The following is a 26,316-nucleotide window of genomic DNA, read 5'->3' on the forward strand; positions in this document are numbered from 1 at the left end:
TCATATAACTTAACAGATCGATAAAAAATAATGGGGGAATTTTTTATGGGGAAAATTATAAATGGTAAAGAAATAGCAAACGATATAAAAGAAGAAATAAAGGAATACATATTAAAAAGAAAAGAAAAAGGATTTAGAGCTCCTAAGATAGTATCTATTTTAGTAGGTAGTGATGGAGGGTCTGTATATTACATAAATAATCAAGAAAAGGTTGCGCTTTCCTTAGGATGTAGTTTTGAAAAATTGTTACTAAATGAAGAGATATCAGAAGCGGATTTGATTAAAGAAATAGAATTACTAAATGATAATAAAGATGTGGACGGAATAATATTACAATTACCTCTTCCAAAATCATTTAATGAAAAGAAAATAATTAATATAATTTCCCCAAAAAAAGATATAGATTGTTTAACATATATTAATCAAGGAAAATTATACTGTGGTGAAAAGACATTTATACCTTGTACACCTAATTCTATTATAAATATTTTAGAAAGATCTAATATAGAGTTAGAAGGAAAAAATGTTGTAGTTATAGGAAGAAGCAATATTGTAGGAAAACCTGTATCACAATTATTATTAAATAAAAATTCTACTGTGACCATTTGCCACTCAAAAACAAGAAACTTAAAAGAAATTTGTAAATCAGCGGATATAATAGTTGTTGCAATAGGAAAACCTAAATTTTTAAATGGAGAATACGTAAATAGTAATTCAATAATAATAGATGTAGGAACTTCAGCTGTAAATGGTAAAATTACAGGAGATGCTGATTTTGATAAAATTTCTGATATAGTCAAAATGATAACGCCAGTTCCAGGTGGTGTTGGAGCTTTAACAACAACATTGCTTATTAAAAACACATGTGAGGCATTAGAAAATAATGAAAATTAAAACATTAACAGTTAGTGAACTTAACAGCTACATAAAAAAAACATTAGACAATGATTTTATATTAAATAATCTTTTAGTAAGAGGAGAAATATCTAACTTAAAGTATCATAGTAGTGGACATATATATTTTTCTTTAAAAGATTTAACAAGTAAAATTAATTGTGTAATGTTTAAGAGTAATAGTATAAGTTTAGATTTTAAATTGCAAGAGGGAATGGAAGTTATAGCTAATGCAAGATGTTCTATCTATTCAGAAACAGGTTCTTTGCAATTATATATAGAAAAATTACAAAAAGAAGGTATTGGTGAACTTCATATAAAGTTTGAAAAATTAAAAAAACAGCTGCAAAAAGAAGGCTACTTTGATGAAATTCATAAGAAAGCTATACCTAAAATGCCAAGAAGAATAGGTGTAGTTACATCAGAAACTGGAGCTGTAATAAGAGATATAATTAATGTTTCAAGAAGAAGAAGCAGCTTTGTTGATATTGTATTATATCCAGCTTTGGTTCAAGGAGAAAAGGCATATAAAACAATAATAGATGGAATAAAATTTTTTAATACAAATAAGAATGTTGATGTTATAATTATTGGTAGAGGTGGAGGATCAATAGAAGAATTATGGAATTTTAACGAAGAAGAATTAGCTAAGGAAATATTTAATTCTAAGATTCCAATAATATCTGCTGTTGGACATGAAGTTGATTTTACAATTTCAGACTTTGTAAGCGATTATAGAGCATCAACTCCATCTCAAGCTGCAGAAATTGCTGTACCATTAGAAAGTGATATAATAAAAGAAATAGAAAACTATAATAAAAGAATAAAGGAAATAGCCTTTAATAAATTTAATTATGAAAAAGAAAGATTATTTAATTATAAAAAGATATTACAATTAAATAATCCAGAGGTTACATTATCTAATTCTTATTTAGAAATAGATAATATACAAGATAAAATGAAAAAAATAATTAACAATAGAATAGAAAAAGAAAAACTAAAACTAAAATCTTTAAATGATATTTTAGAAGCGCATAATCCTATAAATGTTTTAAAAAAGGGATATACAATTATAGAGGATAATGATAAAAATATAATTTCATCTAAAAAAGCATTAAAAGACTTTGAAGAAATTAAGATAATATTCAAAGATGGAAATGTTAAGGGGAAAATTATTTCTATTGAATAAGGAGTTGAGAATTTTTGGCGAAAAAAGAATCTTATGAAGATATGATAAAAAATCTTCAAGTTATTTTAAGTAATATGGAAAATAGCGAATTGCCACTTGAGGACTTAATGAAAGAATATGAAGCTGGAGTTAAACTTATTAATAAATTATATAAAACAATAAATTCTTTAGAAGGAAAGCTAATAACTATAAAAGAAAATATGGAAGTGGAGCTAAAGAATGAGTAATATTATAGATAATTATAGAAAAATTATAAATGATTATTTAACAGTATATTTTAAAGATAAAGGAAGCTATAATAAAATCATATATGATTCAGCAAGTTATAGCTTAAATATAGGAGGAAAAAGAATAAGACCTATATTATTTTTATTAACTTATAATCTATATAAAGATAATTACAAAGATACAATAGAAATGGCCTCAGCAATAGAAATGATTCACACATATTCACTTATTCATGATGACTTGCCATGTATGGATAATGATGATTTAAGAAGAGGAATGCCAACCAATCATAAAAAGTTTGGAGAAAATATTGCTGTACTTGCAGGTGATATGTTACTAAATGAGGCAATGAGTTTAATGATTAAATTTTCCATTGAACACGGAGAAAAAGCTTTAAAAGCAGCAAGGGAAATAGCGGAAGCAGCAGGTCCAGAGGGAATGATCGGTGGTCAAATAGTAGATGTTATAAATGAAGGAAAGTCCATATCTAAAAAAGAACTTTTTTATATGCATAACAAAAAAACTGGAGAATTAATAAGAGTATCTATTGTAGCAGCAGCTATTCTTGCAGAAGCTCCAACTAAAGATATAGAAATTTTAAATAAATTTGGAAATAAGCTTGGTTTAGCATTTCAAATAAAAGATGATATATTGGATATAATAGGAGATGTCTCAAAGCTTGGCAAAAATATCAAAAGTGACGAGAATAATCATAAATCTAACTTTATAACATTATTTGGACTAGAAGATTGTAAAAAAGAATGTGAAAATTTAACAAATGAATGTCTTGAATTGTTGAAGGGCCTTTCGGTAGAGTCTATTGATTTAGAAAATTTAACTTTAGATTTATTAAATAGGGAATTTTAACAGAAAGAAAGGTTTAATTATGGGAAGAATATTAGATAAAATTACTTCTCCAGAAAAGGTCAAAGAACTATCAAATGTTGAACTAGAAGTTTTAGCAGGAGAAATTAGAGAATTCTTAATAGATAGTGTTTCTAAGACTGGAGGACATTTGGCCTCTAATTTAGGAGTTGTAGAATTAACTATAAGTTTATTTAAAAGTTTTAATTTGGAAAAAGATAAGATAGTTTGGGATGTTGGACATCAAAGCTATATACACAAGATATTAACAGGAAGAAAAGATAAATTTAATGAATTAAGAAAATATAATGGGTTAAGTGGGTTCCCAAAAAGGTGCGAAAGTAAATATGACTGCTTTGATACAGGACATAGCAGCACTTCCATATCTGCTGCTTTAGGAATGGCAAGAGCAAGAGATATAAAAAAAGAAGATAGAGAAATAATTGCAGTTATAGGCGATGGAGCATTAACTGGTGGTATGGCTTTAGAAGCATTAAATGATGTAGGTTTTAATAAAACAAAGATGATTGTAATTTTAAATGATAATCAAATGTCTATTTCTCAAAATGTAGGTGGATTATCAACTCATTTAAATAATTTAAGAATGGCACCAAAATACAATAAATTGAAATCAAATATAAATGAAACTTTAAAATCTTCAAAAGCAGGCACAAAGGTCGCAAGTTATATATCTAGATTTAAAGACAGCATAAAGCAATTTGTAGTACCATCAATGCTTTTCGAAGATATGGGATTGAAATATATAGGTCCTATAAATGGACATGACATACAAACCATGACAGAAGTATTAGAGAAGGCAAAGAAAATTGATGAGCCTGTTATAATACATGTAGTCACAAGTAAAGGAAAAGGATATGATCTTGCAGAAAAAAATCCAAATAAATTTCATGGAGTAAGCCCATTTGATTTAGAAAGTGGAGAAGCTTATATTCCAAGTTCAAAAACTTATTCAAAAGCATTTGGAGATGCTATGATAGAACTGGCAAGAAGTAATGAAGATATCGTTGCTATTACAGCGGCAATGCCTGATGGAACAGGACTTAAAGATTATGCAAAAGAGTTTCCTAAAAGATTCTTCGATGTTGGAATTGCAGAAGCTCATGCAACAACTCTTGCAGCAGGATTAGCAAGTGCAAACTTAAGACCTGTATTTGCAGTATATTCTACATTTTTGCAAAGAGCATTTGATCAATTGATTCATGATGTATGTATTCAAAATATGCCTGTTGTATTTGCAATAGATAGAGCTGGGTTAGTTGGAGAAGATGGAGAAACACACCAAGGTATTTTTGATTTATCTTATTTATCACAAATACCTAACATGACGGTATTAGCACCAAAGCATTTAGATGAAATAAAAGTTATGTTAAAATGGGCACTTTCTCAAGATGGACCAGTTGCCTTAAGATTTCCAAGAGGAGCTGATTGCTGTAAAGAAATATTACCGTTAACTAAAATAGAATATGGTAAATGGGAAAAATTAATATCTGGGGAGAAGATAGCTATAATAGCAGTAGGAAAAATGCTTCAACACGCTTTATTAGCAAAAGACATATTGGAATCTAGGGGAATTAATCCAACTATAATAAATGCGACATTTGTAAAACCATTAGACACTAATATGATACAAGAACTTGTAAATGATGGATATGATATAGTTACAATTGAAGACAATATAACAAACGGTGGATTTGGCAGTTATGTGTTAATGAAATTAAATGAACTAGGATTTAAAAATAAATTCAAGTCATTAGGATTTAATGATAAATTTATACCACAAGGTGATGTAAACTTACTTTATAAAGAAAATAAATTAGATCCAGAAGGAATAGCAGAATCTATTATAGAACTTAACAAATAAAGGAGATAAAGATGTCTGGGAAAAAAGAAAGATTAGATATACTATTATTTGAAAAGGGTATATTTACATCAAGAGAACGTGCAAAAACAAATATAATGGCAGGAAAGATTTTTGTTGATGGAAGAAGAGTTGATAAAGCAGGAGAAAAGGTCAATATTGATGCAGATATAATTTTTAAGGGACAAGAAATACCATATGTCAGCAGAGGTGGTTTAAAACTCGAAAAAGCTATAAAAGAGTTTGGGGTGAACTTAGAAAATAAAGTTTGTATGGATATTGGAGCATCTACAGGGGGATTTACTGATTGTATGCTTCAAAATAATGCAAAAAAAGTATTTTCTATTGATGTTGGTTATGGACAATTTGCTTGGAAGCTTAGAACCGATCCAAGAGTAGTCTGTATGGAAAGAACAAATATAAGATATGTTACCCCAGAAGAATTGGGGGAAACAACAGATTTTGCTTCAATAGATGTATCTTTTATTTCATTAAAAAAAATAATGCCAGCTACTTTAAGTTTGTTAAATGATAATGGAGAAGTTGTAGCATTAATAAAGCCACAATTTGAAGCAGGAAAAGAAAAAGTAGGGAAAAAAGGCGTAGTAAGAGAAATAAGTGTTCATAAAGAAGTAGTAATGAATATAACAGAATTCTTAATTAGCCAAAACTTAAATATTTTAGCTGTAAGCTATTCTCCGATAAAGGGTCCAGAAGGAAATATTGAATACTTAGTTTATTTTACTAAAGATGCAAAAAGAGAATCAAAATTTACATTAGATGATATAGATAGAATAGTAAATGAATCTCATAATATATTGTAAAAATTATTATAGAATTAGTATATTTAAGGCTTCAAAATATTTTGAAGTCTTAAATGGATATGTTTGACTTGTAAAATAAAAATAAGGGGTGCTTTTGGATGAAGAGAGTTGCCATTGCAATAAACCCATCTAAAGATAAAGACAATAAAGTGGCTATAAAGGTTAGAGAAAAGCTTTATAAACATTTTAATAATATAGAGATAATTATGTTAAATAGTTATGATATAATAAATTATAAGTTTAAAGAACTGCTCGACCTTATAATAGTTTTGGGGGGAGATGGAACTATCTTAAGTGTTGCTAGAGGAATAAACGGCAAACTAGATGTACCAATCTTAGGAATTAATATTGGAAACTTAGGTTTTATATCAAGCATAGAAGTTTCCGAAATTGATAAAGCCTTTACAAAATTAAAGGAAGGGAGCTATATATCTCAAAAAAGAATGCTTTTAACTTGTGAATTACCACTAGAAAATATAAAAAGCGAATCCTTAGCATTAAATGATATAGTTGTAGCTAGAGGAACCCTGTCAAGAATGGTAAGATTTCAAATTTTTATAGATGGGAAAAAATATTATAGCTTCAAAGGTGATGGACTAATTATTTCAACTCCAACAGGTTCAACTGCCTATTCATTTTCAGCTGGAGGCCCTTTTATTTATCCGGATGTTGATGTTATTGCATTAACTCCAATATGTCCTCATCCTAAGGGGATGCAAACTATAATTTTAAATAGTAGCAGTGAGGTTGAAGTTAGGGCAGAAAATGGGGATGAAGAGCTATATATAACATTTGATGGGCAAAAAGCAATAAAAACTACTAGTAAAACCATAATAAAGATAAGAAAAGCAAAAGAATATGCTAATATAGTTTTATTTGATGATTATGATTATTTTAAGGTACTACGGTCAAAAATTCTAAATAACTGGGAAGAATGTGAAGGTGATTAATTTGAAATTGAAAAGACATAATAAAATTTTAGAAATAATTAATGAGAAAGATATAGAAACTCAAGAAGAACTAGCAGAAGAACTTAAAATGGCAGGTTTTGATGTAACTCAGGCAACTGTATCAAGAGATATAAAAATATTAAAGCTAATTAAGATGCAAGGAGCTTCAGGCAACTATAGATACGTTGCATCATCAAAGGAATCAAAGGATATAAACGACAAATTATCTAGTATATTATCAAATGCAGCTATATCAGTAGAAAATGTAGATAAGTTTGTCGTAGTAAAAACTTTGACAGGATCAGCTATGGCAGTTGCAGAAGCAATAGATACATTATTTGATACAGAGGTTGCTGGAACCATTGCTGGAGATAATACAATTTTTATATTAGTTAGAAGTTTAGATAAAGCAGAAGAGTTAGTAGACAAAGTTAGAAAAATGATTTTATAAAATTAAAGGTGATTAATATGCTGTTACAATTAAATATAAAAAACTTTGCATTAATTCAAGAATTATGCGTAGAATTTGGAGAAGGTTTCAATATATTATCAGGAGAAACAGGTGCAGGTAAATCTATATTAATTGATACTATAGATTATGTATTAGGTGGAAAGTTTTCAAAAGATTTAATAAGATACGGAGAAGAAAAAACTTTTGTAGAAGCTGTTTTTTCAATTGAAAATGACGAGGTTATTGAAATTTTAAAAGAATTAGATATTGAAGATGAAGGTATGATTATAATATCAAGAGAAACTACTTTATCGGGAAAAAGTATAATAAAGGTTAATGGAAAATCAGTAGTACTTTCTTATTTAAGAAGAATAAGAGAAGGCTTATTAGATATACATGGACAACATCAAAATCAAAACTTACTAAACAGAGCCTTTCACATATATTATTTAGATGATTTCATAGGAGAAGATTTAGATATTTATTTAAAAAAGTTTGAGAGCTTAAGAAAAGATCATAATTCAATTCTAGAAAAGATAAGAGACCTAAATGGCAATCAAGACAGAGAAAAACTTGTTGATTATATAAGATTTCAAATTGAAGATATAGAAAAAGCTAAACTAAAGATTGGTGAAGAAGAAAGTTTAAATGAGGAATTTAACTTACTTTCTAATGCAGAAAAGATATCTTTAGCTTTAAATAAAACTTATTCTCTTTTAGATAATCAAATAGAAGGTATTTCAGTTATAGAAGGTATATCAAAGGCTATAAATGAATTATCTATAGTTGAAAAACATTTTGAAAAATTAAAAGATAAAAGAGAAAGAATGGAAGATGCCTTATATACCCTAGAGGAGATATCTAGAGAGGTAAGGGATTTATCATCAGAAATACATTATGATGAATTTGAACTTGAAAAGATTAACTCTAGAATATATGAAATTAGTTTATATAAGAAAAAGTATGGTGAGTCTGTAGAAGAAATTTTAAATTATTTAGAAAAATTAAGATTACAATATGATGAAATGATTAATTCTGAAGAAATAATAAAGGAATTAAATTTAAAAAAAGAAATTATAGAAGAAGAAATGAAATCAGTATCAGAAGAAATGCACAATATTAGAGTTACTAATGCAGTTAACCTAGAAGAAAAGGTTAGATATGAATTAGCTTATATTGGTATGGAAAAATCTCAAATTAAAATATTTATAGAAAAAAGTAATAATTTTAATTCAAGAGGATTTAATGATGTTTCCTTTTTAATTTCTACAAATCCAGGCGAACCATTAAAACCATTAGAAAAGGTTCTTTCAGGTGGGGAACTTTCAAGAATTATGTTAGCACTTAAATGTGTTTTTGTTGATAAAGATAAAATTCCAACTCTTATATTTGATGAAATAGATACAGGTATAAGTGGAACTATAGCAAAAAGAGTTGGAGAAAAGATGTATCAGGTTTCTTGTAAGCATCAAGTTTTATGTATAACACATTTACCGCAAATAGCAGCTTTATCGGATTGTCATTATTTTGTTTCAAAAAAAGTTGAAAATGAAAAAACATTTACACAAATAAGAACTCTAGATAAATACGATAAAATTAAAGAAATAGCAAAAATGACTAGTGGAGATGAAGTAAGTGATGTTACATTAGAAAATGCATCAGAAATGGTTGCTTTTGCAGAATTAAAAAAACAAGAAATATTAAAAAGTTATTTATAAGTGACATACATAACTTATAAAAAAATGAACACACTAAAATCATGGTTATTTACCATGATTTTATTTTTTTATATTTTTAAAGTTATATACTAAAAATTTTTAACGTTTTTAACAAACTTAATACAGCATATAAGAATTAAGATGAGGGAAAGTTAAATACAGAAGCAAAGGAGGAGGTAATATGAGAATGAAAAAATTTAAATATTTAGTTGTAATAATAACTCCAATGTTGATTCTGGGTTTAATTACTTTCTTTAGTTTAAGTAATATTCCGGAAAAAATATATATAAATGAGGCTATTCCAAGCTCAGATTTAATAGTATCAAATAATATTTTTATGAAAAATACTAAAATAAATAAGGATAAGCTTCAAATAAAATTATTAGGATTAATTCCTGTAAAATCAGTTTCAGTTTCAAAAATAAATGATTTAGAAGTATATCCAGGAGGAATAAATGTTGGTATAAAGTTATCTACTAAAGGTGTATTAGTAGTTGGACATTCCGAAATACAATCAGTTGAAGGTAAAATAGAAAGTCCAGCAAAAACCTCAGGAATAGAACTTGGTGATGTTCTTATAAAAATTAATGGAGAAGAAATACAAAGTTCAAAAGATTTATCTAAAAAGGTAAAAGGCTTAAATAAATCCAAAATAAGCGTAGATTATCTTAGAAATGGGAATGTTGAAAGTAAAGAAATAGATTTAGAAAAAGAAAACAACGAGTATAAATTAGGTCTTTGGGTTCGAGATTCAACAGCTGGAATAGGAACTCTCACTTTTTATGATAAAAACACTTCAATATTTGGTGCATTAGGTCATCCAATAACTGATGGAGACACAAATAAGCCATTTACAATAAGTGATGGAGATTTATTAAATTCATCAGTAATAAGTGTTAGAAAAGGAGAAAAAGGTTCTCCAGGTGAACTAAAAGGATTATTTGTAAATGAAAAAGAAAGTTTAGCTAAGATACAAAAAAACACTGAATCTGGTATATTTGGTGAAGCAAAAGTAGACTTGACTAATCCAGTATTTGATAAACCATTAAAGGTAGGTTTCAGAAATGAAATAGTAGAAGGACCTGCACAAATAATAACTACAATAGATGAAAATGGTCCTAAAATGTATGATATAGAAATAATAAAAATATTACCACAAGAAGAACCAGGACCAAAAAGTATGGTAATTAAAGTTACTGATGAAAAATTGCTAGAAACAACAGGTGGTATAGTTCAAGGAATGAGTGGAAGTCCAATAATTCAAAATGATAAATTAGTTGGAGCTGTTACTCATGTGTTAATTAATAAACCAGATGTAGGGTACGGAATATATATTGAGTGGATGTTAAAAGATGCAGGCGTAATAGAATAATAAGAGTTATTAATATTTTAGGTGTTATAATATAAATTAATGAGGATATATAAGTATTCTCATTAATTTGCTGTCATAAAAGTGAAGTTTATTAAAAGTTAAAATAAATTTTATAATAATATTTTGAAAAAATTGTAAAAAAACTATTAAAATTAAATTAATTGTGCTATAATTATATTAAATTTATTCTGTAAAGAATTGTTTTTTTTATGTAATGTCTATATATAATATTTATAGATGAATTTAAAAGATAAATTAAAAAAGAACTTAGTATGGTACTCTTAATAAATGGAGTATTTTGGGAAGATGGGGGAGAAAAGTATGAATGATTCAAAAATTTCAGTTCTAATAGCTGATGATAACAAAGAATTTTGTAGTATCTTAAATGATTATTTATTAAATCAAAGAGATATAGTGGTTACTGCTGTTGCTAAGGATGGAAGGGAAGCCTTAGCCCTTATTGAGGAAAAGCAACCAGATTTAGTGGTATTAGATATAATAATGCCACATTTAGATGGTTTAGGAGTCTTGGAAAGACTTAATTCTATGAACTTAGAAAAAATACCAAGAATAATAGTATTATCAGCAGTAGGTCAAGATAAAATTACTCAAAGAGCTATAACATTAGGTGCGGATTATTATGTTGTTAAGCCTTTTGATATGGATGTTTTTACTAAGAGAATAAGAGAAATGTTTAATGGTTCTTCTAATGAAGTGGTTAGAAAACCAACTACAGTAGTTGAAACAGAAGTTAGAAGTCAAAATAAAGGGCCTATAGATTTAGAAACTGAAATTACTAATATAATTCATGAAATAGGTGTTCCTGCACATATAAAGGGATATATGTATTTAAGGGAAGCAATAACCATGGTTGTTAATGATATGGAATTATTATCAGCTGTAACTAAAGAATTATATCCATCAATAGCTAAAAAGTATAATACAACTGCGTCCAGAGTTGAAAGAGCAATAAGACATGCTATAGAAGTAGCTTGGGGAAGAGGCCAAGTTGATGCAATAAATAAGCTATTTGGATACACAATTCATAATGAAAAGGGTAAGCCTACTAATTCAGAATTTATTGCAATTATAGCTGATAAATTAAGACTTAAGAATAAAGTATCTTAATATTGGTGTTTAAGCCATTATTTAAAAACCTTTATTTATTGACGTTTTGTCAGTAAATAAAGGTTTTCATTAATTTATTAAAAATTATAAATATAAAAGACAACAACCAATCATTAGAAAAAAATGATAAACTGTTGCCTTTTGTAGATTATGACTTAGAAATACATGCTTTAACATTTTTTATTACTTCATCAAGTTTATTCTTAAATTGATCTTCTGAATAAACACTTTGAGCAGTATATAAGCTTTCTGATATTACTTCTAAATCACCTATTGCGACATTAGGGAGAGCATCGGATAAATATTTTAATATTTCTTTTTTAGACAATATTACCTCCTAACTTGTAAAGTTTTACAAAACAAAATTTCTATTTTACAGTTGCTTTTCAGTTTACAGTTGTTTTAATTTTGTAGATAACAGGTATTAGGTATAAACTATAGTTAGAAATAATGTGAACTAAATGAATCGATTTTTAATTTATTTATATTCTCTTAAATATAGAAATGTGCCTTTTTATATTTATAGATTATAAACTATCTCATATAAAGATAGTAAAGATTTAGATAAGGTTATATTAAAAAGTATTTTTGATATTAAATTTTGGTAATGGTAAAATAAAGTAATAAGTTTATTTTATTATTTCTTGTCTTGAGTTTTAAGTAGTTATCTACTTGGAAATAAAGAATAATTGAACTTATAGATATTTTATATTAAGGAGAAGGTTATGAATTTAAATGAAAAGATATTAAGCGAAAGATTAATTCACAAAGGAAATTTTATAGATTTTATAAATAAAGAGGTAGAATTGCCAAATGGGGTTAAAACTAACAGGGATATTATAAAACATCCAGGAGCGGCAGCAATTATAGTATTTTTAGATTGTGAAAATATAATTTTGATAGAGCAGTTTAGATTGCCTTTAAATAAAGTAATTTTAGAAATTCCAGCAGGAAAGCTTAATAAAAATGAAAAGCCTATGGAATGCGCAAAGAGAGAACTTACAGAAGAAACTGGATATATTGCAAAGGATATAGAATATTTAGGTTCTATTGCAACAGCTCCAGGATTTTGTGATGAAATTATATATTTGTATAAAGCTTATAACTTAACTTTGGGAGAAAAGAATGAAGATGAAGATGAATTTACAAATGTAAAGATTTATAATATAAAAGATGTTAAGGATATGATAAAAAAAGGCGAGATTATAGATGGTAAGACTATAAGTATATTTACTTTCTTATAAAATTTAATATTATAGAAATAATAGTGCTTTACTTTTAATTTTTATGTGGACATATATAGTGTTGTATTGCTTTAAGTAGTTAATACAGCACCATATATGTCCATTTTTTTATAAAAAAATATTTTACATATATTCAATTATGAATAATAGGGGAATTTACAACATATTATGTTCTATAGCAACTATGGAGGAGGAATAATATGAATTTAATAGAACGGATAAATTCAAACTTCAGAGAAAATAGAATATTTTATTTACTAGTACTAACATTTTTCTTTGTAGGTATATTACTGGGTTCATATACCATAAAATATATGGATGGAGTAGATGCAAAAGACCTAGCGGATTACTTTACAGGATTCATTAAAAGTATAAATGTTGAAGAATTAAAAACTAATGAACTGCTTATAGGCATAATAAAAAATAATTTAATAATAATTTTACTTATAATAGCACTTGGTTTTACTGTTTTTGGGGCACCCATAATATTGATTATTGATTTAATAAAAGGATTTACATTAGGATATACTTTTAGCTTTTTATTAACTACTTTCGAGGGAAAAGGAATTTGGATTGCTCTAGCATCAACAGTACCACAAAACATATTTTATATACCTTTTTTCATAGGAATAAGTATTATTTCTTTGGAATTATCTTCAATAAAATTAAAAGGGAAGTTCTTTAATGGAGTTGGAGGCAACAAGCTTAGTATAAATGGACTAGCAATGAAATTAGGTTTTTTTGTTTTATTATTCGCCATAGGGGTTTTAATCGAGTGCTATGTGAGCCCTGGGATAATAAAAATGGTAATTACTAAAGTTTATAAATTAACCTAATCCAATGAGAATAAAGAAGGAATAAGAGTGTTTTTGTCGAATTAATAATATATTAGGATAGGGGAGAATTATGAAAGAAATTGTGAATAATTATAAGGAAGCTTTATTGAAAAGTCATAAAAGTGAAAACACTGTTTATGCTTATGTAACTGACGTTAACTTATACGTTAAATATTTAAATAGTAAGAATATGAGTATTAATGAAACGGATAATGTATCGGTACTTGGTTATATACAACACTTACTTAGCCAAGGTAAATCTGAGAGATCTATAAATAGAATAGTTATAAGTCTTAGAAGTTTTTATAATTATTTAAAGGATCAAAAAGTTGTAAATGAGATTCCTAAAATATATTACAAGAATACATCTACAACTAAAAAGTTACCTGAAATATTGACTATTGATGAGGTAGACAGAATAATTAAAATCGTCGATAAAGACTGTAATAAAGGAGTAAGAGACAATGCTTTATTAGAACTTATGTATGCTACAGGCATGAAGGTTTCTGAGATAATAGGATTAAAGGTATATGATATTAACTTAGAGTTAAACTTTGTGAAATGTCACGATAATAAAAATTATGAGAGACTTATTCCAATAGGAAGAAGTGCAATAGAAGCTTTAAAAGAATACTTAAAGATAAGAGATCAAGTGGCATGTGCAGGAGTTGAAAACTTATTTGTTAATTTAAATGGAAATCAATTAACAAGGCAAGGCGTATGGAGAATAGTGAAAGAGTATTCTCATAGAGCTGGAATTAAAAAGGAAGTTAATCTAAATACTTTTAGACATTCCTTTGCAGTACATTTATTACAAAATGGAGCTAATGTAAGAGCAGTTCAAAAACTTTTAGGAAATCAAGTTTTAACTTATATGGACACATATTATGAAATAATTAATAACGATAAGATAAATATTGTATATAAAAACTCCCATCCTAGAGCATAATAATAGAGAATAGTTAATTCTAGGCTTTATATTTGAAAGGAGTAGGTAAAATGAAAAGAGTAATATTAGTAGTAATGGATAGTCTAGGAGTAGGTGAATTGCCAGATGCAGATCTTTATGGAGATGTTGGAAGTCATACTCTAGACAATACTTATAAAGCCTGTGGGGGATTAAAAATAGACAATCTTGAGAAATTAGGATTTGGAAATATAGAAGGGGTAAAATATTTAAATAAAGTTAATAGTTCAATTGGAGCTTATGGTAAGCTTATGGAAAAATCAAGAGGTAAAGATACAGTAACTGGACACTGGGAAATTGCAGGGGTAATATTAGAAACTCCACTTAACACTTACCCAAATGGTTTTTCAAAAGAAATAATTAACGAATTTTTAAATAAGGTTAATAAAAAGGATATTTTAGGAAACTGTGTTGCATCAGGTACAGAAATTATAGAGAGACTTGGTGATGAGCATGTTAAAACAGGATATCCAATAGTTTATACTTCAGCAGATAGTGTGTTTCAAATTGCAGCTCATGAGGATATAGTTCCTTTAGAAGAATTATATAATATGTGTAGCATTGCAAGAGAAATGCTTGTTGGAGAAAATATAGTTGGGCGAGTAATTGCAAGACCTTTTATTGGATCAAATGGGGAATATAAAAGAACATCTAATAGAAGAGATTATGCTTTAGATCCATTTTCAAAAACAATGCTTGAATATTTATATGAAGATGGAAAAGAAGTTGCAGCAGTAGGCAAAATAGAAGATATATATAATAAAAAGGGTGTTACAAAGGCAGTTCACACTAAAAATAATATGGATGGAGTGGATGCTACCTTAAGATATATGGATGAAGTTAAAGAAGGACTTATATTTACTAATTTAGTGGACTTTGACATGTTATATGGACATAGGAATGATCCTAAGGGATATGGAAAAGCTATAGAAGATTTTGATAATAGATTAGAAGAAATATATAGCAAGATGTCAGATGAAGACATATTAATATTAACTGCAGATCATGGATGTGATCCAACAACAGAAAGCACAGATCATTCAAGAGAATATATTCCTCTATTAGTTTATGGAAAAAATATAAACCCTTGCAATATTGGAACAAGAAACAGCTTTACAGATATAGGTAAAACAGTTTTGGATTATTTCAATATTAAAAATGATATAAATGGTGAAAGTTTTTTATCTAATATATTAAAATAGGAGGATTACATCCTTATGAGAATGTATGATATTATATTAAAAAAAAGAAAAGGCTTAGAATTATCTAAAGAAGAAATAGATTTTTTTGTAAAGGGATTTACAAATGGAGAAGTGCCAGATTATCAGGCTTCAGCATTACTTATGTCAATATTTTTTAATAAGATGAATAAAAGAGAAACAGCTGACCTTACTATGGCCATGGTTAATTCAGGAGATAAAATTGACTTATCTTCAATAAATGGAGTAAAGGTAGATAAACATTCTACTGGTGGTGTTGGAGATAAGACTAGTATTTGTTTAACACCTTTAGTTGCATCTCTTGGAGTTCCAGTTGCTAAGATGTCTGGTAGAGGTTTGGGGCATACAGGTGGAACTATTGATAAATTAGAAGCTTTTGATGGATTTTCAGTTGAACTTTCTGAAGAAACATTTATAAATAACTCTAATACAATAGGAATAGCTTTAACTGGTCAAACAGGAAATATTGCTCCAGCAGATAAAAAAATATATGCCCTTAGGGATGTTACAGCAACAGTAGATAATATGTCATTAATAGCATCAAGCATAATGAGTAAAAAAATCGCATCAGGAGCAGATGCTATAGTTTTAGATGTAAAAGTTGGAGATGGAGCATTTATGAAAACCCCAGAAGATGCAAAGGCTTTAGCTAGAGAAATGGTAGACATAGGAACTTCAGTAGGAAGAAAAACAATAGGTGTAATTTCTGATATGGATCAACCTTTAGGATATTCAATAGGAAATTCGCTTGAAGTTATAGAAGCTATAGAATTATTAAAGGGAAATGGCCCTAAAGATTTAGTAGAGTTAACACTAGCTTTAGGTAGTTATATGCTTGTTTGTGGAAATAAAGCAAGTAATTTTGAAGAAGGAAAAGCATTATTGCTAGAAAATATAAATAATGGTAAGGGATTAGAAAAGCTTAAAGAATTTGTTAAGGCTCAAGGTGGAGATGCAAGTTTTGTAGATGATACTAGTAAATTTCCTAAAGCAAAATATATAGTCCCTGTAAAAGCTAATGAAAGTGGTATAATTTCAAAAATAAATGCCGAAGCTTTTGGATTAATTGCAATGGAACTTGGAGCAGGAAGAGAGACAAAAGAAAGCACAATAGATTTATCTGTAGGTATAGTTTTAAATAAAAAAAGAAGTGAAGAAGTAAATGAGGGGGATATACTAGCTTATATTCATAGTAATGATGAATATAAAGCAGAAAAGGCAAAGAAAGATATATTAAATAATATTATTATATCTAAATCTTTAGATAAAGACATTCCTCTAATATATGATGTAGTACAATAAATAAAAACATAAATATGATAAGAAGAAATTAGTTCTTTTTATCATATTTTTATTTTTATTGGTAATAATAAGCTTGAAGGGAGGCAATATAATGTACAAAAAAACTATAAATAAAATTGTTGCAATTGTTTTAAGCTTATTATCTATAGCTGCAATTCCGGTTAAAGCAGATGTAGAACCATATGATACTTCAACAGAAACTTATGAAGAATGGACTATGGAGGTTTTTAGTGATGAAGGAATAACAGTAGATGCAAGATCTGCATTACTAATAGAACCAACAAGCGGAAAAATCCTTTATGAAAAAAATATCGATGAAAAATTTGCACCAGCTTCTGTTACCAAAATAATGACTATGCTTTTAACCATGGAAGCTGTAGATAGCAACAAGATATCATTACAAGATAAAGTAACATGTAGTGAAAATGCAAAGAAAATGGGTGGAAGCACAATGCTTCTAGATACAGGTGAAGTAAGAACTGTCGAAGAACTTTTAAAAGGAGTTGCAATTGCATCTGGAAATGATGCAGCAGTAGCCTTAGCTGAGTATTTAGGAGGCACAGAAGAAGCTTTCGTAGGAATGATGAATAAAAGAGCTCAAGAGTTAGGAATGACTAACACAACTTTTAAAAATAGTAATGGATTGCCTATAGAAGGTCATTTATCAACTGCAAGAGATATTTCAATTATGTCAATGGAGCTTTTAAAACATCCAACAATTTTAAAATATTCAGGAATATATATGGAAACAATATCTGAAGGCAGAAAATCTCCAATAGAATTAGTTAACCATAACAAGCTTGTAAGATTCTTTGAAGGTTGTGATGGACTAAAAACAGGTTATACTGAAGAAGCCAAATATTGTATTTCAGCTACTGCAAATAGAAATGGTGTAAGAATGTTATCTGTTATTATGGGAGCACCAACATATAAAGTAAGAAATAGAGATGCGGGAATGTTATTAAATTATGGATTCTCCAAATTTGAAGGCAAGAAGATTTTTGCTAAAGATGAAGACGTAGAAAATATTTATTTAAGTAAGCAAACAGATAAATTCTTAATAGCAAAAGCAAAAGATGACTTAGTTGCAATTGTGCCAAAGGGAACAAATGCTGAATTAGAAAAGAAAATAGTAATAGATGAAGTTAAAAAAGAATATAAACAAGGTGAAATCGTAGGTAAGTGTGAAATTTATTTAGGAGAAGAAAAAATTGGCGAAATAGAGTTATATTCTGATAGAGATATTAAACTAGGTGGATTATTCGAAAACTTCAAGTTTAATATGAAGAATATGTTTAAAAAAGGAATATAGTAAAAAATAGTTATACCTTCAAATACATATAAAAATATTGGATATTAAGTATAGATGATACTTATATCCAATATTTTATTTTTTTTGCTTAATTATTGTAAGGGTTATGTTTAGTATATTATAATTTATCACATAAGAAATAAAACTTGAAATAAATATTAAGTTATAGTTTATAAGGAGAATTATCATGGAATTATGGGATATATACGATAAAAATAGGCTTCTAACAGGTAGAACTATAGAAAGAGGGAATAAATTAAAAAAAGGTGATTTTCATCTTGTGGTTCATGTTTGTATTTTTAATTCAAAAAATGAAATGCTTATTCAACAACGTCAACCATGGAAAGAAGGCTGGCCTAATATGTGGGATATAACTGTAGGCGGAAGTGCTTTAGCTGGAGAAGATAGCATAGAAGCTGCTGAAAGGGAAACACTTGAAGAAATAGGATATAAAATTAATTTATCAAATGAGAGACCATTTTTCACAATAAATTTTGAGGTTGGTTTTGATGATTATTATCTTGTTGAAAAGGAAATAGATATTGAAAGTTTAACCTTACAATATGAAGAAGTTAAGGCAGTTAAATGGGCAAGTAGAGAAGAAGTTTTACAATTAATTGAAGAAGGAAAATTTATTAATTATTGGTTTAGCAATAATCTTTTTGATATGAGAAAACAAAGAGGCTCTTTTAATAAAATATAACTTTCCATTTTACTTGATATCAGTACTTTAAAAAAGGTTGTCCTTTACTATTAAAATTGATATTATATACTGGAAGGAATATAGAGTTATTAAAGGAAGCTGATGTTTATGGAAATGCCAAAAGTAAAAGTAGCAAATTTCGAAGGGCCTTTTGATTTATTGTTACATTTAATAAAAAAAAATGAAATGGATATATATAATGTAGAAATATATAAAATTACAACTCAGTACTTAAAATATTTAGATGAAATGAAGATTATGGATTTAGATATAACTTCTGAATTTATAGTTGTTGCAGCTACACTTATAGAAATAAAATCTAAAAAGCTTTTACCTAATACAAAAGTGGTAGAAGAAAACGAAGAAGATATTGAAAAAAACCTTATGGAAAAGCTTATAGAATATAAAAAAATTAAAGGAGCAGCTTTATTTTTTAGAGAAAAGTACATAAATTCTGGAGATATATATACAAAAAAGCCAGAAATAATTGAAGAAACTAAACAAAATAAAAAAGATGAAGATATTCTTAAAAACATTACATTAATAGATTTGTATAATATCTACAATAAATTAATAGATAATTTTTTTAAGAAGCAAAATAAAGAAAATATAATACAAAGAAAAATATATATAGATAAATATAAAGTTGAAGATAAGATGGAAGAGTTATTAAGTAACATTGAAATAAAAAAGATTATTAAATTTAGGGATATAATAAATGAAAGTGAATGTAAATTAGAGGTAGTAGTAACATTTTTAGCTTTATTAGAACTAATAAAACTTAGGATGATAAAAGTATATCAAGATCAAAACTTTAATGATATCCTAATGGAGAGGAGAAAAATAAATGAGTAAATTTGAAATTGCTCAATATGAGTTTGAAGAGATTTCATCAAAACCAAAGATTAAATCTGCAATTGAAGCATTGCTTTTTGTAAGTGGAGATCCTTTAACTGTAAAAGATTTAAGTAATTCTCTAGAAGTCTCACCAAAGTTTGTTGCTAATTTATTGAATGAAATGGTTTTAGAATATGAAGATGAAAAAAGAGGAATTAAATTAATATCTATAAATGGAGAATATCAATTAGTAACTAAAGCTGAAAATAGTGATTATATTCAAAAGTTACTAAGAAAGAATAAAAGACAATCATTATCACAAGCTTCTTTAGAAAGCTTAGCTATTATTGCATATAAACAGCCTATCACTAGAGTAGATATAGATGAAATAAGAGGAGTAAAATCTGAAAGTGCTCTTCAAAGATTATTAGAAAAAGATTTAATAAAAGAAGTTGGAAGATTAGAAGTTCCAGGAAGACCTATATTATTTGGAACTACTGAAGAATTTTTAAGACAATTTGGATTAAAAGAATTAAAGGAATTACCTTCATTAGATTTATATTCAGATGGTGAAGAAGCTGCTATAGACGCTATTAATGATGTAATTAAAGATTTATAAGATACAGGACTGTCGCATAGACAGCCCAATTAAGAATTAATAATTAAAAATGGATAATTATTGATGTAATTTATTCCAAATTACTAAAAATAATTTAGTTTTGAAAACTCCTAAAGGAGTTTTTTTATTAATTTTTCATCCTTAATTTTTAATTTTCGACAGAGCTCCATATCTTATAAATTTCTAAAACAAGCTATTTGAAGAAGAATCAGTATCATCACATAAATCAGGATTACATGTTTTATCTTCAACATTAACTTTAGAATCTTTATTTTTCTTCTTATCGCTGTTAAAAGCACCTTTTATCATATCAAGAATTTGAGGTACAGAGTCAACAATTCTATCATATGTATTATCTTGATCAACAGGAAGAATCCTTACAGCATCATCTCTAAGAACTAAAAATGCTACAGGCTTAACTGTAACACCAGCACCAGAGCCACCACCAAAAGGATAATTTGCAGTATTTTCAGGTGATATTTTACATTGATTCCCAAATTCACTTCCTCCAGATGCAAATCCAAAGGTTACTTTTGATATAGGTATAATATAGCTACCATCTCGTGTTTCCACTGCATCACCAATAACTGTATTTACATCTATCATATCTCTCAGATTTTCCATGGTACTTCTCATTAAATTTTCAACAGGATGTTCATTTGACATATTATCTCCCTATTCGGGAGCCACCTCCTTAATTTCAAAAGATTTAGATATTAAATATAAGATATATATAATATTAGCAATATTAAAGTAAAATATACTAGTTATTCCAAAAGATATAATATTGGTGTTGAATTTAGGAGTAATACCAAGTTTTATATCTTTAACTATAAAAACCTTATCTAAAATTAATCTTAATAAGGTAGGAATATTATTCATTAATCCATAAAGTATTGCACAATAAGCTGCATCTTCAATTCCAAAATTTAAATGCCCTTTTATTTTTAATAAGGGCTTAAATTTATTACAAGAAATATTATTGTATAGCTTTTTTATAGAAATTTTCTTTACTATTTTTTTTTTCTTAATATGCCAGGAGTTAGAAGAGTTTTTATCTTTATATTTCTTTGTAGTTTCTTTTTTGAAATCTAATTTATTTCTGTAAACAAGCTTTTTAAGTAATTTATTTTCAATACCTTTATTTGAAGAAAATATATTTGAATTAAATAATTTTAAATTAAATACATTATTGTTAAAACTTATTTCAATCTTTAGAGGAATAGGAAAAACAAAAAGTAAAATTAAAAATATAAAAAATAATATTAAAGGCATATCTTCACTCTTTTCTACAGTATTCTAATAATTTCCATAAGTAAAAATAAAAAAAATAACAAAAATATGTTTAAAAAATAACTTTTAGAACAAACTACTCATAGATGGTTAGTATAGAAGGTGATAACATGAAAATTATAAAAAAAGTTATTTTTACTATTTTATTAGTATTATTGACAACAGTATGTAATGTTTATACAGCAGAAGCATTTATTGAAGATGATATAGATATGGATGATGAAACAGTAGAAATGCTTGATGAGGATTTTATTGATATAGATGGAAATAAAGTTGATAAAAAGTTACCATTAAGAGTATCTGCAAGAAATGCCATAGCTATAGATGGGAAAAGTATGGAAGTTTTATGGGGACAAAAAGGTTATGAAATAGTTCCAATGGCAAGCACTACTAAGATATTGACATCCCTTATAGCAATAAATTATGGAGATTTAGATAGAAAAGTAACCATCAGTAAAAATGCTTCATCTATTAGGGGTTCAACAGTAGGCTATAAAGCTGGAGAAGAAGTAACAATGCGAGAGCTATTATTTGGGCTTATGTTTAGATCTGGAAATGATGCTGCAATAGCAATAGCAGAAGATATAGGGGGCTCTATAGATAATTTTTCTAATATAATGAATGATTTTGCAAGAAGTTTAGGAATAATAGATTCTCATTTTGAATCACCACATGGTTTAGATAGTGCAAAACATTATTCTTCAGCATATGATTTAGCAATTTTAACAGCTAAAGGCATGGAATCTGATATATTTAGAGAAATAGTAGGAGAAAAAGTTATATATAAAGATAAATATAATTTTACAAGAGATTATCAAAACATAAATAAAATATTATATAGAATACCAGGTGCTAATGGGGTAAAAACTGGTTATACAGGAGGGGCAGGCAAATGCTTAGTTTCATCTGTAAATTATAATGATAGAAATATTATAATAGTAGTACTAAATTGTCCAGATAGATGGAATGTAACTGAAAAAATATTTAATTATGTAACTAGCTGCAACACTTTTATGGATATATCCAATAAAGAAATTTTAGAAAAAGAAAATTTAGCAGGGCTTGGAAAAATTATTGAAGAAGAAGATATAACTTATGGATATAAAGAAAAGGATGTAGTAGAAGTAGAAGTTTTTAATAGATATTGTGATATAGAAAGTGGAGATGTTCTTGGAAAAATATCTATTAAAGAAGAAGAGTATGAGAAAGATAAATTTCCATTAATAAGTAATATAAATATGAGTAAAGAAGAATTTGAAAATATAATATTTAGTAAGGAGTAGAAGAATTTTTTTCTACTCCTTTAGTGCTTTTAAAACTATAAGATTTCTAGATACTTTAAAAATGATAAAAATACATATCTTTAAGGGAGATTTTACACTATATCAAAATATAGTGTAACAAAATGAATAATAGAAAATAATCTATTATTATGTAAGAAATCTAATGGGGAGATTAAAAATATGAAAGAAACTGTAGATTGTATAGATTCAGGGACAGAGTTTTGCCCGTGCCATCTTGCTGAGTCCAACGAATGTATCCTTTGTTCTCAATTACAGGGTAGTTGTTTTTGTGATTGTCTAAATTGGAATGGAGTGTGCATATATCATGAATTTATTAATAATGGATCTAAGGCAAAGGAAGGAAGAAAGACATATAATTGTTTGGTTGAAAAGAAAGTTTTATATCAATCAGATGTTTTATTAATTAAATTTAAAGTTCCACATAAGCTTGCAATAGATCTAGTTAAACCAGGAAGCTTTATTTTTATAAGAACCAATGAAAATATTTATTTTGATGTACCTATCTCTATTTTAGAGTCTAATATAGAAACAAATATAGTAACTATAATGATAGAAATAAGAGGAATTAAAACAAAGAAATTATTAGATATAAAAGAAGGTGGAGAAATAACAATTAGAGGGCCATATTGGAATGGAGTATTTGGCTTAAAAAATCTAGATAAGCAAATTAATAAAAATGTGCTAGTTATAGCAAGAGGAATAGGAATGGCTCCTATGATGCCAGTAATAAGAAAGTTATCATTAAATAATAATAATGTAAATTTAATATTAGATAAAGCTCCTTATAGTGATAATTATGTTAAAGAATTTTTAGCAGAATATGATTTAAATATTATAGAAGAATCAGTATTAGATAAGGGAGAGTTAACTGATGAAGTTAAGGTAATTATAAAATCTTATATAAAAGAAAAAAATGTAGGATATATTCATATAGCAGGAGCAGATATATTAACAGTTAAGATGATAGAGTATTTAAATAGTATAGGTGGGGAAGATATTAAGCTATCTTGCTGCAATAATATAAAAATGTGCTGTGGGGAAGGGGTATGTGGTAGTTGTACAGCTAGATTCTCAGGACATAGGGTAAAACGTTTTTGTAAAGTTCAAGCTGATCCAAGAAATGTATTTGAAGGGAGAAGATTTATATGATAAAGACAATTATTGTTGGAGGCGGATGGTCTGGTGCAGCAGCTGCAATAACAGCTAAAAAAGCAGGAGCAGAAGTACATTTATATGAAAAAACAGATTTATTGTTAGGGCTTGGAAATGTTGGGGGAATAATGAGGAATAACGGAAGATGGACAGCTTCTGAAGAGTTAATAGAGCTTGGGGCTGGAGATTTAATTGATATTGTAGATAATACAGCAAGACATAAAGATATAGATTTTCCAGGGCATAAGCATGCAACATTATATGATGTTAATTTAATTGAAGGTAAAGTAAGTAAGTATTTAGAAAAAATGGGAGTAATTATTCATATAGAAAGCAGAGTAACTGATGTCAAATTAGAAGGAACTAAGATTAAAGGTATATATCTTAGTGATGGTACTTATGAAGAAGGAGATGTGTTTATAGAAACTACAGGAACAACAGGACCAATGGGGAATTGTTTAAGATATGGAAATGGATGTTCAATGTGTATTTTAAGATGTCCAGCCTTTGGTCCAAGATTAAGTATAAGTGAAAGATGTGGAGTATCTGATATACAAGGTGAAAGAGATGAAGATACTTTAGGAGCCTTTTCAGGATCATGTAAACTAGCTAAAGAAAGTTTATCAAAAGAAATAGTTGAACAATTAGATAAAACAGGATGTGTAATTTTAGAAGTTCCAAAGGAAGATGTAAATTATGATAAACTCAATGCTAAAGTATGTCAGCAATATGCTCTAAAAGAATTTGCAGAAAATATAATTTTACTAGATACTGGACATGCTAAGCTTATGACAACTTATTATCCATTAAAGAAGCTAAGAAAAATTAAAGGCTTAGAAAATGCAAAATATGTAGACCCGTATGCAGGAAGTAAGGGAAATTCAATAAGATATTTATCAGTAGCTCCAAGAACCAATGATTTAAAGGTAAAAGGAGTAGACAACCTATTTTGCGCTGGAGAAAAATCAGGGCTTTTCGTAGGACATACAGAAGCTATAGCAACTGGCAGCTTAGCAGGACATAATGCTGTAAGGCTTGCAATGGGAATACCTTTATTAATTTTACCAGGTTCAATTGCAATAGGAGATATAATATCTTATGCAAACGAAAAAGCAGGAATAAGAGAAGGAAGAAAAAATAGATATACCTTTGCAGGTGCAGAATATTTTAAGAGGATGAAGGAGCTAGGGCTTTATACAACAGATAAAGAAATAATAAAAGACAGAATTAAAAAAATTAATTTAGATAAAGTGTTTGAGCAAAAGTTAATTTAGTTCACAGTTTATTCAGTGCACAGTGCACAGTGCACAGTTCACAGTTTTTTGGATAAGGGAACAGGGAGCAGGTGGCAGGGAGCAGGTAACAGGTAATAGAACAGTAAAGAAATGAATAATAGTAAAAAAGCTTTAGGTAGGATTATCTAAAGCTTTTGTCAATGCTGATAAGTATTATTAAATAAGTTAAGTGATCAAAATCAAATACTAAATATAAAATCATCATGGGATTATGTCGTTAATTTAAGTAGGACAAATTCTTCAGATTTAAGCAAAGAAGTTATTTGTGATATTCATAGTAAAGTTGCTAAAGATGAAGCTTTAATAGTAGGTGGCTTTAGAAATGGTAATATTGGAATTGCAGGTACAGTTAAATATAACTGTATTAATTCCAGTGATTTAGAAGAAGTATTTAAAGCTGATATAGATAAAATAAATTCTATAGATAATTTGCTTGAAAAAGCTATAATAATTAATTTATGGTTATCTTACTGTAAGTTTTTTTATGATGGAAATAAGAGAACTGCTAGGCTTTCATCAAACCTTATCCTATTATCAAATGATATAGGAGTACTTTCTATACCAGCTAGATATAAGGTTGAGTATAATAAGTTGATGCTAGATTTTTATGAAACTCTAGAAGCTGATGAAGTAATAAAGTTTATTTTAGAAAAGTGTATAACTTTCTTCCATGGATTTAACTATAAAAAATATAACTAATTAATCTAAGTTGTTAAAATAAATCCTCTCATATGC

General features: G+C 27.7%; 26 protein-coding genes and 1 pseudogene. 24 read left to right on the top strand and 3 right to left on the bottom strand.

Annotated features, from left to right (window positions below; translation table 11 throughout):
* The first annotated feature begins 45 nt into the window (after positions 1-45).
* The 11 genes from AAT22_RS08405 (at position 46) to spo0A (ending at position 11,497) form a co-directional block, all read left to right on the top strand.
* A complete protein-coding gene (locus AAT22_RS08405) occupies positions 46-894 on the top strand; it encodes a tetrahydrofolate dehydrogenase/cyclohydrolase catalytic domain-containing protein (protein ID WP_047000884.1) in 849 nt (282 codons plus the stop codon).
* Positions 884-2,083, top strand: a complete 1,200-nt coding sequence (gene xseA, locus AAT22_RS08410; RefSeq protein WP_047000885.1) for an exodeoxyribonuclease VII large subunit — start codon at positions 884-886, stop codon at positions 2,081-2,083. The genes AAT22_RS08405 and xseA overlap by 11 nt, the downstream gene beginning before the upstream one ends.
* A 14-nt stretch (positions 2,084-2,097) precedes the next feature.
* On the top strand, positions 2,098-2,310 hold the full coding sequence (xseB, locus tag AAT22_RS08415; RefSeq protein ID WP_016208658.1) for an exodeoxyribonuclease VII small subunit: 213 nt from the start codon (positions 2,098-2,100) through the stop codon (positions 2,308-2,310).
* Positions 2,303-3,178: a polyprenyl synthetase family protein gene (locus tag AAT22_RS08420; RefSeq protein ID WP_047000886.1), complete on the top strand. Its 876-nt coding sequence runs from the start codon at positions 2,303-2,305 to the stop codon at positions 3,176-3,178. The genes xseB and AAT22_RS08420 overlap by 8 nt, the downstream gene beginning before the upstream one ends.
* Before the next feature lie 19 nt (positions 3,179-3,197).
* Positions 3,198-5,057: a 1-deoxy-D-xylulose-5-phosphate synthase gene (dxs, locus tag AAT22_RS08425; protein ID WP_047000887.1), complete on the top strand. Its 1,860-nt coding sequence runs from the start codon at positions 3,198-3,200 to the stop codon at positions 5,055-5,057.
* Between the two features lie 11 nt (positions 5,058-5,068).
* Positions 5,069-5,878 carry a TlyA family RNA methyltransferase gene (locus AAT22_RS08430; RefSeq protein ID WP_047000888.1) on the top strand — a complete coding sequence of 270 codons (810 nt, stop codon included), beginning with the start codon at positions 5,069-5,071 and terminating at the stop codon, positions 5,876-5,878.
* 98 nt (positions 5,879-5,976) lie between these two features.
* Positions 5,977-6,828, top strand: coding sequence for an NAD(+)/NADH kinase (locus AAT22_RS08435; protein ID WP_047000889.1), 852 nt, complete (start codon positions 5,977-5,979; stop codon positions 6,826-6,828).
* Between the two features lies 1 nt (position 6,829).
* Positions 6,830-7,279 carry an arginine repressor gene (locus AAT22_RS08440; protein WP_016208663.1) on the top strand — a complete coding sequence of 150 codons (450 nt, stop codon included), beginning with the start codon at positions 6,830-6,832 and terminating at the stop codon, positions 7,277-7,279.
* 17 nt (positions 7,280-7,296) lie between these two features.
* A complete protein-coding gene (gene recN, locus AAT22_RS08445) occupies positions 7,297-8,997 on the top strand; it encodes a DNA repair protein RecN (protein ID WP_047000890.1) in 1,701 nt (566 codons plus the stop codon).
* Between the two features lie 181 nt (positions 8,998-9,178).
* Complete coding sequence (gene spoIVB, locus AAT22_RS08450; RefSeq protein ID WP_016208665.1) at positions 9,179-10,369, top strand: SpoIVB peptidase; 1,191 nt, start codon at positions 9,179-9,181, stop codon at positions 10,367-10,369.
* Between the two features lie 321 nt (positions 10,370-10,690).
* The gene (spo0A, locus tag AAT22_RS08455; RefSeq protein ID WP_047000891.1) at positions 10,691-11,497 is read left to right on the top strand and encodes a sporulation transcription factor Spo0A; all 807 of its coding nucleotides are present in this window, start codon (positions 10,691-10,693) and stop codon (positions 11,495-11,497) included.
* 148 nt (positions 11,498-11,645) lie between these two features.
* Here spo0A and AAT22_RS08460 read toward each other — a convergent pair whose 3' ends face one another.
* The gene (locus tag AAT22_RS08460; RefSeq protein ID WP_047000892.1) at positions 11,646-11,825 is read right to left on the bottom strand and encodes a hypothetical protein; all 180 of its coding nucleotides are present in this window, start codon (positions 11,823-11,825) and stop codon (positions 11,646-11,648) included.
* A gap of 397 nt (positions 11,826-12,222) precedes the next feature.
* On the opposite strand from AAT22_RS08460, the gene AAT22_RS08465 reads away from it, so the two are divergent.
* The 9 genes from AAT22_RS08465 to scpB all read left to right on the top strand — a co-directional run bounded on the left by AAT22_RS08465 (position 12,223) and on the right by scpB (position 20,537).
* Entirely contained in the window at positions 12,223-12,741 is a 519-nt protein-coding gene (locus AAT22_RS08465) for an NUDIX hydrolase (protein WP_047000893.1), read from the top strand.
* Positions 12,742-12,941: 200 nt separating this feature from the next.
* On the top strand, positions 12,942-13,577 hold the full coding sequence (gene spoIIM, locus AAT22_RS08470) for a stage II sporulation protein M (protein ID WP_016208668.1): 636 nt from the start codon (positions 12,942-12,944) through the stop codon (positions 13,575-13,577).
* A gap of 70 nt (positions 13,578-13,647) precedes the next feature.
* Positions 13,648-14,526 (top strand): tyrosine-type recombinase/integrase, encoded by an 879-nt coding sequence (locus AAT22_RS08475; protein ID WP_016208669.1) that lies wholly within the window; start codon positions 13,648-13,650, stop codon positions 14,524-14,526.
* A gap of 50 nt (positions 14,527-14,576) precedes the next feature.
* On the top strand, positions 14,577-15,746 hold the full coding sequence (locus AAT22_RS08480) for a phosphopentomutase (protein ID WP_016208670.1): 1,170 nt from the start codon (positions 14,577-14,579) through the stop codon (positions 15,744-15,746).
* 15 nt (positions 15,747-15,761) lie between these two features.
* The gene (locus tag AAT22_RS08485; RefSeq protein ID WP_047000894.1) at positions 15,762-17,066 is read left to right on the top strand and encodes a pyrimidine-nucleoside phosphorylase; all 1,305 of its coding nucleotides are present in this window, start codon (positions 15,762-15,764) and stop codon (positions 17,064-17,066) included.
* A 91-nt stretch (positions 17,067-17,157) separates the two neighbouring features.
* Entirely contained in the window at positions 17,158-18,378 is a 1,221-nt protein-coding gene (locus AAT22_RS08490) for a D-alanyl-D-alanine carboxypeptidase family protein (RefSeq protein WP_016208673.1), read from the top strand.
* 187 nt (positions 18,379-18,565) lie between these two features.
* Positions 18,566-19,081 carry an NUDIX domain-containing protein gene (locus tag AAT22_RS08495; RefSeq protein WP_016208674.1) on the top strand — a complete coding sequence of 172 codons (516 nt, stop codon included), beginning with the start codon at positions 18,566-18,568 and terminating at the stop codon, positions 19,079-19,081.
* Positions 19,082-19,189: 108 nt separating this feature from the next.
* Complete coding sequence (locus AAT22_RS08500) at positions 19,190-19,936, top strand: segregation/condensation protein A (RefSeq protein WP_047000895.1); 747 nt, start codon at positions 19,190-19,192, stop codon at positions 19,934-19,936.
* Positions 19,929-20,537: an SMC-Scp complex subunit ScpB gene (scpB, locus tag AAT22_RS08505; protein ID WP_016208675.1), complete on the top strand. Its 609-nt coding sequence runs from the start codon at positions 19,929-19,931 to the stop codon at positions 20,535-20,537. Before AAT22_RS08500 ends, scpB begins: the two co-directional genes overlap by 8 nt.
* Positions 20,538-20,720: 183 nt before the next feature.
* On the opposite strand, the gene ytfJ is transcribed toward scpB, so the two are convergent.
* Both ytfJ and AAT22_RS08515 read right to left on the bottom strand, forming a co-directional pair.
* Positions 20,721-21,203 (bottom strand): GerW family sporulation protein, encoded by a 483-nt coding sequence (gene ytfJ / locus AAT22_RS08510; RefSeq protein ID WP_016208676.1) that lies wholly within the window; start codon positions 21,201-21,203, stop codon positions 20,721-20,723.
* Positions 21,204-21,212: 9 nt separating this feature from the next.
* Positions 21,213-21,812 carry a DUF2953 domain-containing protein gene (locus tag AAT22_RS08515; RefSeq protein ID WP_047000896.1) on the bottom strand — a complete coding sequence of 200 codons (600 nt, stop codon included), beginning with the start codon at positions 21,810-21,812 and terminating at the stop codon, positions 21,213-21,215.
* A gap of 311 nt (positions 21,813-22,123) precedes the next feature.
* Between AAT22_RS08515 and AAT22_RS19600 the strand changes: the two are divergent.
* From AAT22_RS19600 to AAT22_RS08535, 4 genes and pseudogenes are all read left to right on the top strand, one after another.
* A pseudogene (locus tag AAT22_RS19600) lies at positions 22,124-22,825 on the top strand (D-alanyl-D-alanine carboxypeptidase family protein); the annotation flags it as partial.
* 468 nt (positions 22,826-23,293) lie between these two features.
* Positions 23,294-24,283: a sulfide/dihydroorotate dehydrogenase-like FAD/NAD-binding protein gene (locus tag AAT22_RS08525; protein WP_047000897.1), complete on the top strand. Its 990-nt coding sequence runs from the start codon at positions 23,294-23,296 to the stop codon at positions 24,281-24,283.
* Entirely contained in the window at positions 24,283-25,560 is a 1,278-nt protein-coding gene (locus AAT22_RS08530; RefSeq protein WP_040437173.1) for an FAD-dependent oxidoreductase, read from the top strand. Before AAT22_RS08525 ends, AAT22_RS08530 begins: the two co-directional genes overlap by 1 nt.
* A 213-nt stretch (positions 25,561-25,773) precedes the next feature.
* Positions 25,774-26,280 carry a Fic family protein gene (locus tag AAT22_RS08535; protein WP_278279810.1) on the top strand — a complete coding sequence of 169 codons (507 nt, stop codon included), beginning with the start codon at positions 25,774-25,776 and terminating at the stop codon, positions 26,278-26,280.
* Positions 26,281-26,316 lie beyond the last annotated feature (36 nt).

Origin of the sequence: Clostridium sp. C8, assembly GCF_001010885.1 — a bacterium.
GTDB lineage: Bacteria > Bacillota > Clostridia > Clostridiales > Clostridiaceae > Clostridium > Clostridium sartagoforme.

What these genes read in the sequence shown, in the direction of transcription:
- scpB (WP_016208675.1), top strand. Translation starts at nt 19,929, where the DNA reads ATGAGTAAATTTGAAATTGCTCAATATGAGTTTGAAGAGATTTCATCA.
- AAT22_RS08405 (WP_047000884.1), top strand. Translation starts at nt 46, where the DNA reads ATGGGGAAAATTATAAATGGTAAAGAAATAGCAAACGATATAAAAGAA.
- AAT22_RS08495 (WP_016208674.1), top strand. Translation starts at nt 18,566, where the DNA reads ATGGAATTATGGGATATATACGATAAAAATAGGCTTCTAACAGGTAGA.
- AAT22_RS08515 (WP_047000896.1), bottom strand. Translation starts at nt 21,812, where the DNA reads ATGCCTTTAATATTATTTTTTATATTTTTAATTTTACTTTTTGTTTTT.
- AAT22_RS08430 (WP_047000888.1), top strand. Translation starts at nt 5,069, where the DNA reads ATGTCTGGGAAAAAAGAAAGATTAGATATACTATTATTTGAAAAGGGT.
- AAT22_RS08420 (WP_047000886.1), top strand. Translation starts at nt 2,303, where the DNA reads ATGAGTAATATTATAGATAATTATAGAAAAATTATAAATGATTATTTA.
- AAT22_RS08485 (WP_047000894.1), top strand. Translation starts at nt 15,762, where the DNA reads ATGAGAATGTATGATATTATATTAAAAAAAAGAAAAGGCTTAGAATTA.
- spoIVB (WP_016208665.1), top strand. Translation starts at nt 9,179, where the DNA reads ATGAGAATGAAAAAATTTAAATATTTAGTTGTAATAATAACTCCAATG.
- ytfJ (WP_016208676.1), bottom strand. Translation starts at nt 21,203, where the DNA reads ATGTCAAATGAACATCCTGTTGAAAATTTAATGAGAAGTACCATGGAA.
- AAT22_RS08500 (WP_047000895.1), top strand. Translation starts at nt 19,190, where the DNA reads ATGGAAATGCCAAAAGTAAAAGTAGCAAATTTCGAAGGGCCTTTTGAT.
- AAT22_RS08490 (WP_016208673.1), top strand. Translation starts at nt 17,158, where the DNA reads ATGTACAAAAAAACTATAAATAAAATTGTTGCAATTGTTTTAAGCTTA.
- spo0A (WP_047000891.1), top strand. Translation starts at nt 10,691, where the DNA reads ATGAATGATTCAAAAATTTCAGTTCTAATAGCTGATGATAACAAAGAA.
- AAT22_RS08480 (WP_016208670.1), top strand. Translation starts at nt 14,577, where the DNA reads ATGAAAAGAGTAATATTAGTAGTAATGGATAGTCTAGGAGTAGGTGAA.
- AAT22_RS08475 (WP_016208669.1), top strand. Translation starts at nt 13,648, where the DNA reads ATGAAAGAAATTGTGAATAATTATAAGGAAGCTTTATTGAAAAGTCAT.
- AAT22_RS08525 (WP_047000897.1), top strand. Translation starts at nt 23,294, where the DNA reads ATGAAAGAAACTGTAGATTGTATAGATTCAGGGACAGAGTTTTGCCCG.
- xseA (WP_047000885.1), top strand. Translation starts at nt 884, where the DNA reads ATGAAAATTAAAACATTAACAGTTAGTGAACTTAACAGCTACATAAAA.
- dxs (WP_047000887.1), top strand. Translation starts at nt 3,198, where the DNA reads ATGGGAAGAATATTAGATAAAATTACTTCTCCAGAAAAGGTCAAAGAA.
- recN (WP_047000890.1), top strand. Translation starts at nt 7,297, where the DNA reads ATGCTGTTACAATTAAATATAAAAAACTTTGCATTAATTCAAGAATTA.
- spoIIM (WP_016208668.1), top strand. Translation starts at nt 12,942, where the DNA reads ATGAATTTAATAGAACGGATAAATTCAAACTTCAGAGAAAATAGAATA.
- AAT22_RS08435 (WP_047000889.1), top strand. Translation starts at nt 5,977, where the DNA reads ATGAAGAGAGTTGCCATTGCAATAAACCCATCTAAAGATAAAGACAAT.
- AAT22_RS08465 (WP_047000893.1), top strand. Translation starts at nt 12,223, where the DNA reads ATGAATTTAAATGAAAAGATATTAAGCGAAAGATTAATTCACAAAGGA.